At 74.2% G+C, this 14,933-nt stretch carries 12 protein-coding genes; 9 read left to right on the top strand and 3 right to left on the bottom strand.

Annotated features, from left to right (window positions below):
- The first annotated feature begins 101 nt into the window (after positions 1–101).
- A complete protein-coding gene (locus tag ACIO5E_RS19610) occupies positions 102–692 on the top strand; it encodes a TetR/AcrR family transcriptional regulator (RefSeq protein ID WP_400669273.1) in 591 nt (196 codons plus the stop codon).
- Positions 693–726: 34 nt separating this feature from the next.
- On the opposite strand, the gene ACIO5E_RS19605 is transcribed toward ACIO5E_RS19610, so the two are convergent.
- Positions 727–1,044, bottom strand: coding sequence for a cupin (locus ACIO5E_RS19605; RefSeq protein WP_400669270.1), 318 nt, complete (start codon positions 1,042–1,044; stop codon positions 727–729).
- Between the two features lie 192 nt (positions 1,045–1,236).
- Here ACIO5E_RS19605 and ACIO5E_RS19600 point away from each other — a divergent pair, with 192 nt between their 5' ends.
- Positions 1,237–1,503 (top strand): hypothetical protein, encoded by a 267-nt coding sequence (locus tag ACIO5E_RS19600; protein ID WP_400669267.1) that lies wholly within the window; start codon positions 1,237–1,239, stop codon positions 1,501–1,503.
- A gap of 109 nt (positions 1,504–1,612) precedes the next feature.
- Here the strand turns inward: ACIO5E_RS19600 and ACIO5E_RS19595 are convergent, their stop codons facing one another.
- Complete coding sequence (locus ACIO5E_RS19595; RefSeq protein ID WP_400669265.1) at positions 1,613–2,770, bottom strand: acyl-CoA dehydrogenase family protein; 1,158 nt, start codon at positions 2,768–2,770, stop codon at positions 1,613–1,615.
- 333 nt (positions 2,771–3,103) lie between these two features.
- Here ACIO5E_RS19595 and ACIO5E_RS19590 point away from each other — a divergent pair, with 333 nt between their 5' ends.
- Positions 3,104–4,255, top strand: a complete 1,152-nt coding sequence (locus ACIO5E_RS19590; protein ID WP_400669263.1) for a TetR/AcrR family transcriptional regulator — start codon at positions 3,104–3,106, stop codon at positions 4,253–4,255.
- Between the two features lie 77 nt (positions 4,256–4,332).
- Here the strand turns inward: ACIO5E_RS19590 and ACIO5E_RS19585 are convergent, their stop codons facing one another.
- A complete protein-coding gene (locus ACIO5E_RS19585) occupies positions 4,333–4,647 on the bottom strand; it encodes a hypothetical protein (protein WP_400669261.1) in 315 nt (104 codons plus the stop codon).
- A 338-nt stretch (positions 4,648–4,985) separates the two neighbouring features.
- Between ACIO5E_RS19585 and ACIO5E_RS19580 the strand changes: the two genes are divergently transcribed.
- The 6 genes from ACIO5E_RS19580 (at position 4,986) to ACIO5E_RS19555 (ending at position 14,825) form a co-directional block, all read left to right on the top strand.
- Positions 4,986–6,917, top strand: a complete 1,932-nt coding sequence (locus tag ACIO5E_RS19580) for an ATP-binding protein (RefSeq protein WP_400669259.1) — start codon at positions 4,986–4,988, stop codon at positions 6,915–6,917.
- Between the two features lie 148 nt (positions 6,918–7,065).
- Positions 7,066–9,423 carry a hypothetical protein gene (locus tag ACIO5E_RS19575; protein WP_400669257.1) on the top strand — a complete coding sequence of 786 codons (2,358 nt, stop codon included), beginning with the start codon at positions 7,066–7,068 and terminating at the stop codon, positions 9,421–9,423.
- Between the two features lie 185 nt (positions 9,424–9,608).
- Entirely contained in the window at positions 9,609–10,262 is a 654-nt protein-coding gene (locus tag ACIO5E_RS19570) for a DedA family protein (protein WP_400669254.1), read from the top strand.
- Between the two features lie 209 nt (positions 10,263–10,471).
- On the top strand, positions 10,472–12,193 hold the full coding sequence (locus ACIO5E_RS19565; RefSeq protein ID WP_400669252.1) for a threonine/serine exporter ThrE family protein: 1,722 nt from the start codon (positions 10,472–10,474) through the stop codon (positions 12,191–12,193).
- Between the two features lie 78 nt (positions 12,194–12,271).
- Positions 12,272–13,345 carry a hypothetical protein gene (locus tag ACIO5E_RS19560; RefSeq protein WP_400669251.1) on the top strand — a complete coding sequence of 358 codons (1,074 nt, stop codon included), beginning with the start codon at positions 12,272–12,274 and terminating at the stop codon, positions 13,343–13,345.
- Between the two features lie 238 nt (positions 13,346–13,583).
- Positions 13,584–14,825, top strand: coding sequence for a C40 family peptidase (locus ACIO5E_RS19555; RefSeq protein ID WP_400669249.1), 1,242 nt, complete (start codon positions 13,584–13,586; stop codon positions 14,823–14,825).
- Positions 14,826–14,933: the final 108 nt, after the last annotated feature.

Below are 14,933 nucleotides of genomic sequence, written 5' to 3'. Positions count from 1 at the left end.
CCGTACGGTCGTGTCAGACGTTTGTCTAGTACAGATGTGTAAATCGATCGTGTGAGACATTCGTGCAAGACGCCTGTGCAGTCCTTCCGTAGGATCGGGTCATGGGAAACCGCGAAGACCTGATGGCCGGCGCCAAGCGCTGCCTCTACGAGAAGGGCTACGGGCGCACCACCGCCCGTGACATCGCCACCGCCTCGGGCGTCAGCCTGGCCGCGATCGGCTACCACTTCGGTTCGAAGGACGCGCTGCTCAACGCGGCGATGATCGAGGCGATCGGGGAGATGGGCCAGGCCCTGGGCGCGGTGGTGCACGCCGCGAACCAGGTGTCGGACGACCGGGAGGAGCGCTTCGCCGCGGTCTGGGACGGACTCAAGACCGTCTTCGTCGAGCACCGCGGGCTCTGGGCGGCCCAGTTCGAGGCGCTCGCCCAGGCCGCGCACGAGCCCGAGCTGGCGCACGCGTTCGCACAGGCGCAGAAGGACGGCCGGCTCGGCCTCGCCGCGCTGTTCCAGGGGCTGCCCGAGGTGCCGGACACCGAGGAGGAGGTCGCCCGCGGGGCCTTCTACCAGACCCTGCTGGCCGGGTACGCCGCCCAGTGGCTGGCGGCCCCCGAACTGGCGCCGAACGGGCGGGACTTCCTGCGCGGGCTGCGGCTGGTCAGCGCAAGCGTGCTCAGCCCCGCGACGCGGTGACCGCGCCCGGCGGTGCGACGCGGCGCCGCCGCCGCTAGGCGGTGACCACGGTCAGCAGCACCACCGAGTCGACGTGGGCGAGCAGTCCGTGCCGCTCCTGGGGCACCGGTTCCAGCCGTCCGACCGGCAGCTCCTGGTGCCGGCCGGCGATGGTCAGCGAGACCCGGCCGCGCAGCACCTGGACACTCCCGGCGCTCGGCGGGGTGTGCTCGTCCAGCGAGGTGCCGGCGGTCAGCGCGATCACGGTCTGCCGCAGGACGCCGTCGTGGAGTACCAGGTGGGCGCTGCGCCCGTGCGGGCTCTCGGCCGCCCGGGCGGCGTGCTCCACGGCGAGCTGTTCGAGATCGGGCATCGCGCGTCCTCCTGACCCGGTGCGCCCGGGCCGGCCCCGTGCGTCCGGGCCGACGCCGTGTGCCCAGGTTCGCGGACGCGGTCGGCTCCCGCACCCGGAGCCCCGTTCTCCGCGCGCCCCCGGCATCGGTGGCCGTCCGCACCCGGAGCCGTTCGAAGTGCAGCCCCCGGCGAGTGCACTCATCGTGGAGGCATGGCGATCAACGAGAGAAGCTCCGGCGGGTTCCAGGTCAACCGCTCGCTGCTGGTCGGCGGCGCGGTGCTCACCGGCATCGGCGCCGTGCTCGGCGCGGCCGGGGCGGCGATGGTGTGTGCGGCGCTGGCCACGGCCGGCCGCAGCTGGGTGCGGAGCCTGGAGACCGCGCCGGCCGCGTTCGCCCAGCGGGCGCTGCGCGAGGCGAAGGTGGCGTCCGCCGCCGGCTGGGAGGCCTGGCGCGCGGAGCACGGTTCGCCCAACTGAGCGCACCCGGTCGGGGTGCGGCGGGCCGCCATGGGGGTGCGGCCCGCCGCGGCTGTGTCCCCGCCCGCAGGCCGAGCGCCCACAGGCCGAGCGACTACGAGCCCGGCAGCTACAGGCCCATCGACTTGGCGATGATGCTGCGCATGACCTCGCTGGTGCCGCCGTAGATCCGGAACACCCGGTTGTCGGTGTAGAGCCGGGCGATCGGGTACTCCAGGATGTAGCCGTAACCGCCGTGCAGCTGAAGGCACTTGTCGATGACGGTGGAGGCCGACTCGGTGCAGAACAGCTTGGTGGCGGCCGCGTCGGCGACGGTCAGCTCGCCCTCCTGGTACAGCTCCAGCGCGCGGTCCACCATCGACTGCTGCGCCACCACCTGGGCCTCGCAGTCGGCCAGCGTGAACTTGGTGTTCTGGAACTCGGCCACCGCCTTGCCGAACACCTTGCGGTCCTTGACGTACTGCACCGCGAACCGCACCGCCGCGGCGGCCGCCGCGTACGCGCCGACCGCGATCGCCAGCCGCTCCTGCACCAGGTTGTGGGTCAGGTAGGTGAAGGCCCGGCCCTCCTCGCCGAGCAGGTTCTCCACCGGCACCTTGACGTCGCTGAACGCCAGCTCGGCGGTGTCCGAGGTGCGCAGGCCGATCTTCTGCAGCTTGCGGCCGACGGAGTAGCCCGGGGACGTGGTGTCCACGCAGAGGATGGACAGGCCGGCCCGGCGGTTGTCCGGGTCGTACGGGGAGGTGCGGCAGACCACCAGGACGAGGTCGGCCAGCACGCCGCCGGTGATGAAGGTCTTGGCGCCGTTCAGGACGTAGTGGGTGCCGTCCTCGGAGAGGCGCGCGGTGGTGGTGATGCCCGCGAGGTCGGAGCCGGCGCCCGGCTCGGTCATCGCGATGGCGGTCATGATGTCGCCGGAGATGAAGCCGGGCAGCCAGCGCCGCTTCTGCTCCTCGGTCGCGTACTCCAGCAGGTACGGCAGGACCAGCCCGGTGTGCACGCCCGAGGATCCGAAGCTCACGCCCGCCCGGGCGGTCTCCTCGGCGATCACCGCCTGGTACTTGAAGCCGCTCTCGCCCGCGCCGCCGTACTCCTCCGGCACCTCGATGCCGTAGATGCCGAGCGCGCCGAGCTGCCGGTAGAAGTCGCGCGGCGGGTGGCCCTCGGCCTCCCAGCTCTCGTAGACCGGGACGACCTCGTTGGCGACGAAGTCCCGGATGGTCTCCCGGAAGGCCTCGTGGTCCTCGGTGAAGACGGTGCGGCGCACGGCGGCGCTCCCTTCGGTGGTGACCGGCTGCGGGCGCCGGCCGGGACTGAACGTGCCAGGTGATGGCCTCACAAGTTAATCCCGGGTAGCTTCGGCTGTCCAGGGTCGGCGACCCCGGGGAAACCCGGTGGTCGTCGGCGGAAGACCCCCTTAAGACCGACCGGCACATGGTGGGCGTATGAAGGAGCGGCGTCCGGGCGACAGACTGGGCGTCGCGCCGCCGCCCACCATGTGCCGGTCGGTCTAAGTGAATCCTTGCTAGCCTTCGGTCGGCGGTCCGGAGCGTGAGCAGTCCGGAGCGCGGGCGGTCCGGAGTACGGGAGGGGGCTCGCCATGGTGGTTCGACGGCCCCCCGGTCGGCGCGCCCAGATCCTGGCCGTGGCGGCCGACCGGTTCCACCGCAGCGGCTACCACCAGGTCTCGATGACCGAGGTCGCCGCCGGGGTCGGCATCACCGCGCCCGCCCTCTACCGGCACTTCCGCGGCAAGCCCGAACTGCTCGACCGCGCCGTCCGGCTGGGGCTGGACGCGCTCGCCGACGGGCTGCGCGCGGCCCGTACCGCCGATGACCTCGGCGCCGCGCTGGCCGCCGTCGCGGTCGGGCACCGCCCGCTCGGCATCCTGGTGCAGCGCGACGCCCGGCTGCTGCCGCCGGCCCGGCGGGCGGCGCTGCGCCGCGAGCTGCGCGCGGACGTCGCGCTGATGACCGCCGTGCTGTCCGCCGAACGACCCGAACTCCCGCAGCCGGACGCCGAGATGCTCTGCTGGTCGGCGCTCTCGGCCTGCGCCGGGCTCTCCTACCAGTCGGTCGCGCCGCAGCCCCGTCGCGCCGAGGCGGTGCTGCGCGAACTGGTCGCGGCGGTCCTCGCGGCCCGCCCGGGCGGTGCCGCGACCGGTCCCGCCCCCGTCCCCGCACCGCCGGAGCCCCGGCCCCAGGCGCGTCGCGAGGAACTGCTCGCGGCGGCCGTCCGGCTCTTCCACCAGCGCGGCTTCGACAACGTCAGCACCGACCAGCTCGGCGCCGCCGTCGGTATCGCCGGCCCCAGCGTCTACCGGCACTTCGACAGCAAGGCCCAACTGCTCGCCGCCTCACTGGTGCGCAGCCGCGAACGGCTCTGGCACGAGGTGGACGGCGCGATCGCGGCCGCCACCGGGCCCGAGGCGGCGCTGGCGGCCGGGTTGGGTGCGTACGTCGGCTTCGCCCTGGGCCACGGCGACTACCTGGGCGCGATGCTCAGCGAGACGGAGCGGCTGGCCCCGCCGGACCGCCGGGTCGCGGTGGACTTCCGGCGCGACTTCCTGCGCACCTGGGTCGCCCTGCTGCGGCAGGTCCGCCCCGGGTACGACGCGGTCGAGGCCCGGATCCGGGTCCACGCCCTGTTCGCGCTGGTCAACGACGGGGTGCGGAACCGTCCGCACAGCGCCCGGCCGGACCTCGGGGACTGCCTGCTGCGCCTGGGCCGGGCCGTCCTGGGACTGTCCTGACGAACGGCGGCCGGGTGCCCGCCCCGAGGTGACGGGGCGGGCACCCGGCCCGTGGCTGCGCCCGTGGGGCGGGAGGCCTAGTGGTGCGGGAGGTGGACCTGGGCGTCGAGGTTGCCGTTGCCCTGCAGGGCGCCGATGTTGCCGGCGTTGCCGGCGGCGGCGAGGCCGTTGTTCTGGTTGCTCGCGCCCGAACCGGTGGCCGTCTGCTGGGTGATGACCACGTTGCCGTTGACGTTGCCGACGACGTTGGCGGAGCCGTTGTTGTTCACCACGCTGCTGTTGGAGTGGTCGAGGGCGCCGGCGCCGTTGTCGGCGTGGGCGCTGGCGGCGCCGAAGCCGACGAGGAGGAACGCCCCGAGGGCGGTGGCGGCGGCTGCGCGAATACGGGACACGGTGTCTCCCTGAGCTGGTGCGAAATTGGCGCGATCCGGAGTGGCCGCTCCGTTGCGCCGTTGCCTGACGTCGCACGTTCAGCATTCACCAGCGGTGTGGACGAACTCCACCAAACGGGTGGCAATTCCCCCGATGGTGTCATGGTGACGCCACATCCGGAGATTGCCGACGGTCCCGGCGGGGGCTTCGGTGGCGTTCAACGCTGCTGGTGAGGGCGGGATTTGGCGTGCAATGCGGTAATCCCCGGCAACCCTTCGCTGTCAACACAGAGTTGACCGAGTTTCTTCATGGAGAAAGAAATGGTCGCCGGATAGTCGCACTGGCACACTGGGGACCCATGTCTGAAGGTGCCCCGCCCGAGCCCACTCCCGCCGAGGATCTGCGTACGACCGAGGTCGATCTCGGCGGACTGGTGAACGTCCTCGCCACCCACCTCTACTCCACCCCGCTGGTCGCCCTGCGCGAACTCGTCCAGAACGCCCACGACTCGCACACCCGCCGACTCCTGGAGGACCCGGACGGCGACCACCGCCCGCTGATCAGGGTGCGCGGCGACGCCGCCCGGCGGACCGTCGCCATCGAGGACACCGGAGCCGGCCTCACCGAGCCGGAGATCCACGCCTACCTCGCCACCGTCGGCACCGGCTACACCCGGATGCTGCGCGACCTCACCGGCAACCAGGAGCTGATCGGCGCCTTCGGCCTCGGGTTCCTCTCCGCCTTCTCGGTGGCCGACGAGGTCGTCGTCACCACCACCTCGCACCGCGAACCGCAGCTGGGCCACCGCTACCGCAGCCGGGGTGGCGAGCAGTACCAGGTCGACCCGGTGCCCGCCCGGCCCCGCCCGGGCACGGTCGTCGAGCTGACGCTCAAGGCCGAACACGCCCACCTCGCCGACGAGGACGCGCTGCGCGAGGTGCTCGGCCGGTACTGCGTGCTGCTGCCGATCCCGGTCTACGTCGGCGACGACGAGCAGGCCGTCAACAGCGTCGAGGTGCCCTGGCGCGGCACCGGCCGGCCGGCCACGGACCCCGCCCCCGACGAGCACGCCGCCCGGATGCGCTTCGCCACCGCCTTCGGCCGCCGCTTCGAGCCGCTCACCGCCTTCCCCGTCGACCCGGTGGAGGGCGGCACCGACGCGATCGGCCTGCTCTGGGTCCAGGACGGCGGGACCTACGGCAGCAGCGACAACCGCGACCTCGCCGTCTACCTGCGCGGCATGCTGCTCGCCGAGGACGCCCGCGACCTGCTGCCCAGCTGGGCCGGGTTCATCGGCGGCGTGGTCGAGTCCAACCGGCTCACCCCCACCGCCAGCCGCGAGGACCTCCAGCGCGACGAGCACTACCGCGCACTCCAGCGCACCCTCACCGACGCCATCGTCGACGGCCTGTACGAGACCGCCCGGCTGCGGCCCGCCGCCTGGCGCCGGATCCTCACCCGGCACGGCCAGGACCTGCTCGGCGCCGCGCTCTGCGACGAGCGGCTGTTCACCCTGCTCGCCGACGACGTCCCGGTCCCCACCTCCCAGGGCGACCTCACCGCCGGCGCGCTGCGGGCCATGGGCGGGGGAGCGGTGCACGTCGCGCTCGGCAGCGGCGGCGGCTTCGAGGAGATGCTGTACCGGGCGATGCGGGTGCCGATCGCCCGCGGCGACCGCTACGCGGTGCTGCCCTTCCTGCGCCGCTACGCCCAGCTGCGCGGCTGCCGGCTGGTCGAACTGGGCAGCGAACACGGCGACCGCGAGCTGTTCCGCGACCCGGAGCGCCCGCTGCCGGCCGGGGAGGCGGCCTGGCTGGCCGGCGCCCTCGCCGACGAGGGCGAGCAGCTCGTCCCGGCCCGGTTCGACCCGCCCGGCCTGCCACTGGTCCTGGTGCCGGACCGCGAGGCCGAGCTGAAGGCCCGGATCGAGGACGACCAGGCCGACGCCCGGATCCCGTCCGCGGCGCTGCGGCTGGCCCGGGCGTTCACCGCCCGCACCGACGGCGAGGTCAGGGCCCGCCTCTACCTCAACCTGTCCTGCCCGGCCGTGCTGGACCTGCTCGCCGCGTACCGCACCGGGCACACCGGAAGCGCCACGGCGGCCGGGCTGCTCCGCTCGCTCAAGGTGATCATGGCCGCCGCCTCGGCCGGCTCGGCGGACTCCTCCGGCGGCGACCTCACCGCGGCGCTGTCCGGCATCGGCACCGCGGTCTCCGCCCTGACCGCCGCCGTCCCGGTCGGCCTGCCGGACGTCCCGGACACCCTCGACGCCCTCTCGGAAGAGACGTGAGCGGAGGAGAGGTGAGCGGAACAGGCGTGAGCGGGGCGCGTCCGACCCTTCGCGCGCCCGGCGGGAACCGCCCGGCGCGCCCCGGCCCCGACGGACTGTCCGTGGCCGACGGCAGACTTCTCAACAGCACCACGCAGGGGGACACGACATGAGCACCGACATCTGGGCCTGGGTGCACGACGCCCACCGCCAGCTGGCCGAGGCCGGCCACCGCCGGCTGGCCGACGCCATCTACGAGCTGCCCGGCCACGCCAACGAGGGCCGCAACGACCAGCTGGACGCGGTCTACCCGGAGGCGCTGGCCGCCTCCCGGGCGCTCGGCCTGCCCTGGGTCGAGGTCTACCTGCGGCACTGGCGGATGCAGAACCTGCTGAACAAGCGCCACCAGGGCGAGCAGGCCCTGCCCGAGGCGGTCGACCTGCTGGAGTTCGCCCACCGGGAGGAGACGGCGGGCTGCCCGCAGTCCGTCTGCGTGGTGCAGGACTTCGCGATCTGCCACGCCCGGGTCGACGGCCCCGGCTACGTCCCGGAGCGACTGGCGGTGCTCGGCGAGACGCTGGAGCGGATCGAGCCCGCCCGGGCCTGCTTCGACTGCCTCTCCCGCGAGTACTCCGACGCACTGGAGGACGACGGCCGCCACGCCGAGGCGCTCAGCCACCTGGACACCGCCGCCGCCCGGATCCAGGCGGCCGGCGAGCGGCTCTCGCTGCACTTCCACCACGCCCGGGCCGGCACCCTGAACCGGCTCGGTCGGCACGAGGAGGTGCTCACGCTGGTCGACACCGCCGAGCAGACCGAGCGCTCCCGCGGCCGCGAGATCGACGAGAGCGACCGGCTCTGGGGCGGTCTGCTGCGGGCCCGCGCGCTGGCCTCGCTCGGCCGCACCGAGGAGGCGCTGGCGCTGCTGCCCGCCCGGGAGGCCGCCGAGCGCCACGCCGACCTGCGGGACGGCTGGACGCGCACGGTCGAGCTGCTGGTCGCGGCCGGTGCCTGGGAGAACGACGCCGAGCTGGGCGCCGTCCTGGCCGGCTGGGTCGGCTACCTGGACGGCACCGGCTCGCACCGCCCGTGCGTGGACCTGCTGCTGGCGGCGGGTCGGCTCGCCGTCGCCCGCGGCGCCCGGACGGTGGCGCTGACCCTCGCCGGGACCGGGGAGCGCAAGCTCGCCCGGCTGCGCCGCACCGACGGCGTGGCCGAGGAGGTCGCCGCGCTGCGGGCGGCCGCCGAGGCGCTGCCGGTGCCCGAGCTGCCCGTCCCGCCGGGTGAACTGGCGGCCCACCTGGCCGAGGCCGGGGTGCCCTACGAGACCGGCGCCGACCTGCTCTCCGTCGCCCTGGACCGGTACCGGGGTGAGCCGGCCGGCGCCACCGAACTGGCCGTCAACCTGGCCGCGGTGCTCGGCGGCCTCGGCCACGCCCGGGCCGCCGCCGACCTGCTCTGGCAGTGGCTCGACGCCGCCCCGGGCGACGAGGTGCTGACCGGCATGCTCGGCTCCGCCCTGATCGACGCGGGGGATGCCGAGGGCGTCCGCCGCCTCGCCGACCGGCTGGCCGGCACCAGCCCGGCCGACGGGCACTGGATACGCGCCCGCTGGGCCGCCGCCGAGGCCCGCTGGGCCGAGGTGCTGGAGCAGTGCGAGGCGATCCTGGCCCTGGACCGGAGCCGGATCAACACCCGCCGGCTGGCCGCCGGCGCCGCCACCGAGCTGGGCGACCACGCCACCGCGCAGCGGCTGTACCAGGAGCTCCTGGAGCACGCGCTGCCCGCCGAGGCCGCCCCGGAGGAGGAACGCCACCGCACTGTCCAGGAGCCCGACCTCTGGCACCTGATCACCGCGGCCACCGCCAACCGGGACTGGGCGGCGGTCCGCTCCGCCGGCGCGCTGCTCGGCATCGAGTTCGACGAGCCCGAGGGGCCGGTGGACGAGGAGTGGCAGCTGGTCACCGTCCGCGCCACCCGCACCAACGGCGCCACGGCCGACCTGCCCGCCGTCCGCACCGGTCCGGCCACCGCCCGGATCCTGCCGGTGCTCGGCGACGACCTCACGCTCAACCACGGCGACGTGGTGGTCTTCGCCCCGGCGCTGCTGGAGCCGCCGCCGGCCGAGGACGCCCCCGAGGAGGAGCGGCGGGGCTGGCGCCCGGTGTTCGAGCTGCTCACCCTGCTCGACCCTGCGGGGTACGCCACGTACTGGATCGACGGCGGCTGGCCCGGCGACGAGCCGTGGGCGGCGCTGCGCGAAGACCTGCAGCAGGCCGGCTACGCGGTCTGGGCGTACAGCGGGGAGCAGTACGGCATCACCGACCCGGCGGACGAGGACGCCACGCTGCCCGGCGTCTACGCCGCCGTCGGGGTGCCGCCGACCGCCTCGGCCGCCGAGGCCGACGCGCTGCTGCACCGGCTCACCGGCGACTGGCCGCACCCGCTGGCCTGGCTGGACCTGGCCAAGGCGGCGGGTGCGGACGTCGCCCGGCATGAGGAGATCATCGAGCGCTACGGCCTCTGACGGCCCCGCACCTCCGCACCCGCACCCCCGCACCTCCGCGCCCGCACGCCCCGGCCCGTACGGCCGCGTGCGGGCGCGGGTGCGTCCGGGTGCGCACAGGCCCGTCACGACCTGCTGGTTTATTGATTCTTGGTGAATGCTTTACTGTTTCATTGCCAAGACTCGACCCTCAGGAGTGTCCGCACGTGACCAGCCTCGCCCTCGGCCCGTCCTGGCTCGATCCGACCAACCTGATCTCCACCTTCGGCCTGATCGGCATCCTGGCCATCGTCTTCGCCGAGTCCGGCCTGCTGATCGGCTTCTTCCTGCCCGGCGACTCGCTCCTGTTCACCACCGGTCTGCTGGTGGCCGGCGGCACCTACCTGCACCAGCCGCTCTGGCTGGTCTGCGCGCTGATCGTGGCCGCCGCGGTGGCGGGGGACCAGGTCGGCTACCTGTTCGGCCGCAAGGTCGGGCCGGGCCTGTTCCGCCGCCCCGACTCCCGGATCTTCAAGCAGGAGAACGTGGAGAAGGCCGCCGCCTTCTTCGACCGGCACGGGCCCAAGGCGATCGTGCTGGCCCGGTTCGTGCCGATCGTGCGCACCTTCACCCCGATCGTCGCCGGGGTGAGCAGGATGAACTACCGCACCTTCGTGGTCTTCAACCTCGTCGGCGGTGTGCTGTGGGGCGTCGGCGTCACCGTGCTCGGCTACTTCCTGGGGCAGATCCCGTTCGTCCGGGACAACATCGAGGCCATCCTGGTCGGCATCGTGCTGGTCTCGGTGGTCCCGGTGGCGTTCGAACTGCTGCGGGCCCGCCGTTCCGGTGCGGCGTCCACCGACCGCCACCGCGCCGGGTAGGCGCCCGCCGCCCCCGTCGCGGTACGCCGCGTACATGTGCGTCGGACTGTTCGATCAGGCAAGGTGTATCCCGAGATCGAACGGTGGCCGGCGGCCACCAGGGGCGGCAAGGAGTGGAAGTGCCTAAGCGGGGCCGACCGGGCGGAGGCAAGCGGGCGAGGGGAGGCCGGGCGGTCCGTCAGACACGGCGGACGCCGCCGGTACGGCCGGTGCACCCCGCCGACGCGCCGCCCACCGAGGGCCTGCTGGGCCACCCGGCCCCCACCGTCGAGCCCGCCACCGTCATCCCGCTCGTCCCGCCGGTCCCGGAGACCAGGGGCCTGCTGTCCCCGGAACCGGAACCGGAACCGGAAGCCGAACCGCACCGCGAGCCGGCGCCCGAGGGCGCGCGCCCCGCCCGCCGCCGCTCGGTCGCCGAGGACACCCTCACCCCCGAGGAGTGGCGCGCCGCCGGCTACACCCCGCCCACCGGCATCCCGATCCCGGAGCTGACCGCCGGCGCCCCCGGCGAGGCCCCCTGGCCGGACCGGATGCGCACGCTGCTGCGCACCCCGATGTCCGAGCGCCCCGCCTTCGAGCGGACCGCCCGCGAGCTGCACCCCTCCGCGGCGGCCACCCGCAACGTCCCCCGCATCCTCGACCTGACACTGCGCATCGGCGAGCTGCTGCTGGCCAGCGGCGAGGCGGCCGAGGACGTCGAGGCGGCCATGCTCGGCATCGCGCACGCCTACCGGCTGGACCACTGCGAGCCGCAGGTGACCTTCACCCTGATCGGCATCTCGCACCAGCCCTCGCTGGTCGAGCCGCCGATCACCGCCGACCGGGTGGTGCGCCGCCGCACCTCCGACTACACCCGGCTGAACGCGGTCTACGAGCTGGTCGCGGACATCACCGCCGAGAAGGTCACGGTCAACGACGCCTACCGCCGGCTCGCCGTGATCCGCCGCAACCGGCACCCCTACCCGGCCTGGATGCTCGCGCTGACCACCGGTCTGCTGGCCGGCGCGGCCACCTTCCTGGTCGGCGGGCGGATCGACGACAAGGCCTGGCTGGTCTTCGCCAGCGCCTTCGTCGCAGCCGTCCTCGGCGACCGGCTGGCCTCCATGCTGGCCCGGCGCCGGCTGCCGGAGTTCTACCAGTTCGTGGCGGCCGCGATGCCGGCCGCCGCCTCCGGGATCATCCTCTCCTTCAACGACTGGGGCCTGCGCGGCTCGGTGGTGATCACCGGTGGCCTGTTCGCGCTGCTGCCCGGGCGGGCCCTGGTCGCCGCCGTCCAGGACGGTCTGACCGGCTTCTACATCACCGCCGCGGCCCGCCTGCTGGAGGTGATCTACCTGGTCGCGGGCATCGTGATCGGCGTGATGCTGATCCTCTACCTGGGGGTCGGCTTCGAGGCGAAGCTGCGGCCGGACGAGAGCCTGGCGGGCGTCAGCTACCCGCCGGTCCAGTTGGCCGCCGCGATGCTGCTGACCCTGGCCTTCGCCACCCTGCTGCAGACCGACCGCCGCTCCCTCGCGCTGGTCACCCTGAACAGCGGCATCGGCTGGGCCAGCTACGGCGTGCTGGCCTACAACGCGGGCTTCTCCCCGATCGTGGCGACCGGGGTGGCGGCCGGCCTGGTCGGCCTCTTCGGCCAGCTGATGGCGCGCTACCGCAACGGCTCCGCGCTGCCGTACGTGACCGCCGCGATCGGCCCGCTGATGCCCGGTTCGGCGCTCTACCTCGGGATGCTCTCCTTCGCGCAGGGGCACTCCAGCGCCGGCCTGGTGTCCGTCTCCCGGGCGGCCGCGATCGCGATGGCGCTGGCGATCGGGGTGAACCTCGGCGGCGAGATCGCCCGGCTGTTCATGAAACTGCCGGTCGGCGGCGAGCGCCCGTCGCTGTACCCGGTCGTGCCGCGCCGGGCGGCCAAGCGCACCCGCGGGTTCTGACCGCGCGTTGGACCGGTGTTGGGCTCCGGACCATGTCGCGGCAGACCGGAGGAAGGACCAGGAACGAAGGTAAGACGCATGACCACACTGCTGGACGGCTACCGCGAGCACATCGTCGCCGCGCACAAGCAACCGCTGTTCCTGCTGCTGGTCGGCTTCATCACCTCCTTCGTGTTCATCCGGTTCAGCGTCCGGATGATCCGCGCCCAGGTGCGCTGGTGGCCCGGCAACGTCACCCCCGGCGGCCTGCACATCCATCACATGGTGTTCGGCCTGGGCTTCCTGCTGGCCGGCGGCGTCGGGGTGTTCGCCACGTACGGCGGTCACCCGTGGATCGACTGGTTCGGGCTGGTCTTCGGCATCGGCTGCGGCCTGGTGCTGGACGAGTTCGCGCTGATCCTGCACCTGGACGACGTGTACTGGAGCGAGCAGGGCCGCAAGTCGGTGGACGCGGTGATCTGCGGCATCCTGTTCACCGCCCTGCTGCTGGTCGGGTACGTGCCGCTCGGCGTGGTGCCCAGCCAGGAGACCAGGTGGGGCCTGATCACGGTGATCTCGGTGAACGCCCTGGCCTCGGTGATCAGCCTGATCAAGGGCAAGCTGTGGACCGGCCTGCTCGGCATCATGGTCCCCGGCCTCTCCTGGATCGGGGCGGTTCGGCTGGCCCGCCCGAGCAGCCCGTGGGCCCGCTGGCGGTACGCCAAGCGTCCCCGCCGCCGGGCGCGCGCGCTCCGGCGCGAGCGCCGACTGCACCGGCGTGCTGACCGGGCCCGAACCTGGCTTTTCGACCTGATCGCCGGCGCTCCCGACAAGGTGCCCGCGAACCACCCCGCCGCCCACCGGGTGGCCGAGCGGATGGCCGCCCGGGCCACCGCCCACCTCGACGCGCACGCCGCCCGGGCGCTGGCCCGGCGCCAGGCGCGGCTGGCAGACCGCCGCTCGGCGGCCGCCGTCGGGGCCGCCGGGGCGGCGGAGGGCGGGGCGTACGGCGCGGGCGGCAGCGGCCCGGTCCGGTCCCACGGGGCGCGGCAGCGTCGCCGTACGGTCCGGGCGGGGCGCAGTCGGACGTACGCGGTCCGTCCGACCGGGGTGGAGCGCCGGTCCGAGCGACACCTCCAGCTGCGGACGCGCACCCGCCGGATCCACCGGTAGTTCGCACACCCTGTGCGCCTGGCCGACGGTGACTCCTGGTCGGATCATCTGATAGTCACCCGGCTGGCAGGGCGCGTTCGAGGTGTGAAAAGCGCCGGAGTTGAGAACATGATCGACGAGTGACCGTTCTGTCACGTGATGGGATGATTCGTCGGACCTCCTCCGCCAGGCCGCCCGGTCCGAGCGTCGCGCTCCGTCCGACCGCCGTCCCCTCCGGACCCGTGAGAAGGGATGTCTCGTGGCGCGCAGGCTCCTGCCGACCCTCCTGTTGTCCCTCACCGCCCTGCTCGGGCTGCTCCCCGCCGCCCAGGCCGCCCCGGCGGACCCCGAACCCACTACCGGCCCCGCCCGACCGGACGACCCGTACCCGACCGCCGAGGAGATCGACCGGGCCCGCGCCGAGGCCGACCGCACCGCCGCCTCCGTCACCGCCATCGAAGCCGGACTCACCGCCGCCCGGGCCGAACTCGACCGGGCCGGCCGCAGCGCCGAACAGGCCGTCGAGGCCTACAACGGCGCGCAGCTCGCCCTCGCCCGGGCCCGCACCGAGGAGGCCGCCGCCGGCCGGCGCGCCACCGCCGCCGAGGCCGAGCGCTCCGAGGCGGCCGCGGACGCCGCCCAACTCGCCGCCGAAACGTACCGCCAGGGCGCGGGCGCCGAACTCTCCGCCCTCAACGCGCTGCTCGGCGCCCGCGGCCCGCGCGAGGCCGGCGACCGCGCCGCCGTGGTCGGCGTCGCCAGCGAACGCACCCGGCAGATCCTCGACGCCGCCACCTCCACCGCGGCCGCCGCGACCCGCGCCGCCGCCGCCGCCCGCACCGCCACCGAGGCCGCCGAGAAGGCCGCCACCGAGGTCGGCGCCGCCAAGACCAGGGCCGAGGCCCGGCTCGCCGCCCAGCAGGGCGCGGTCGTCGCCGCCGACCGGCGCCGCGAGCAGTTGCTAACCGACCTGGCCGCCGCCCGGCACACCACCGTCGACCTGGAACGCCGCCGCAGCGAGGCCCTGGAGGCGACCGCCGTCCGGGAGGCCGAGGCCGCCGCCGAGAAGGCCGCCGCGGCCGAGGCCGCTGCCAAGGACACCCAGGCCGCACCCCCCGCCGACCGCCCGTGGTCCGCCGAGGGCGCGGCCGCCGCCATCGCCTTCGCCCGCTCCAAGATCGGCCTGCCCTACATCTGGGGCGGCGAGGGCCCGGCCGGCTACGACTGCTCCGGGCTCACCATGATGGCCTGGCAGGAAGGCGGCAGACAGCTCAACCACTTCGCCGCCGACCAGTACGCCCAGAGCACCCCGATCAGCTACCGCCAGCTGCGCCCCGGCGACCTCGTCTTCTGGACGGGCACCGGCCGCGCCGCCGACATCTACCACGTCGGCCTCTACATCGGCGACGACCAGATGATCGAGGCCCCCCGCGTCGGCATGCCGGTCAAACAGGCCAGCCTCTGGATCATGGGCACCCCCGACTTCTACGCCCGCCCGTAGGGCCCGCCTGCACCCCCGGCCCGCGCGCCGGACGTGTCGGTGGTGGGCGTTAGGGTCCGTCCGGCGAGATCCGCCGGACCGGCCCCAGCGGGGCCGGTTCGAGCACTC

Source organism: Kitasatospora sp. NPDC087314, from assembly GCF_044744365.1.
In the GTDB taxonomy this organism is placed as follows: Bacteria; Actinomycetota; Actinomycetes; order Streptomycetales; family Streptomycetaceae; genus Kitasatospora.
This window is presented reverse-complemented; position numbering and strand designations above follow the sequence as displayed.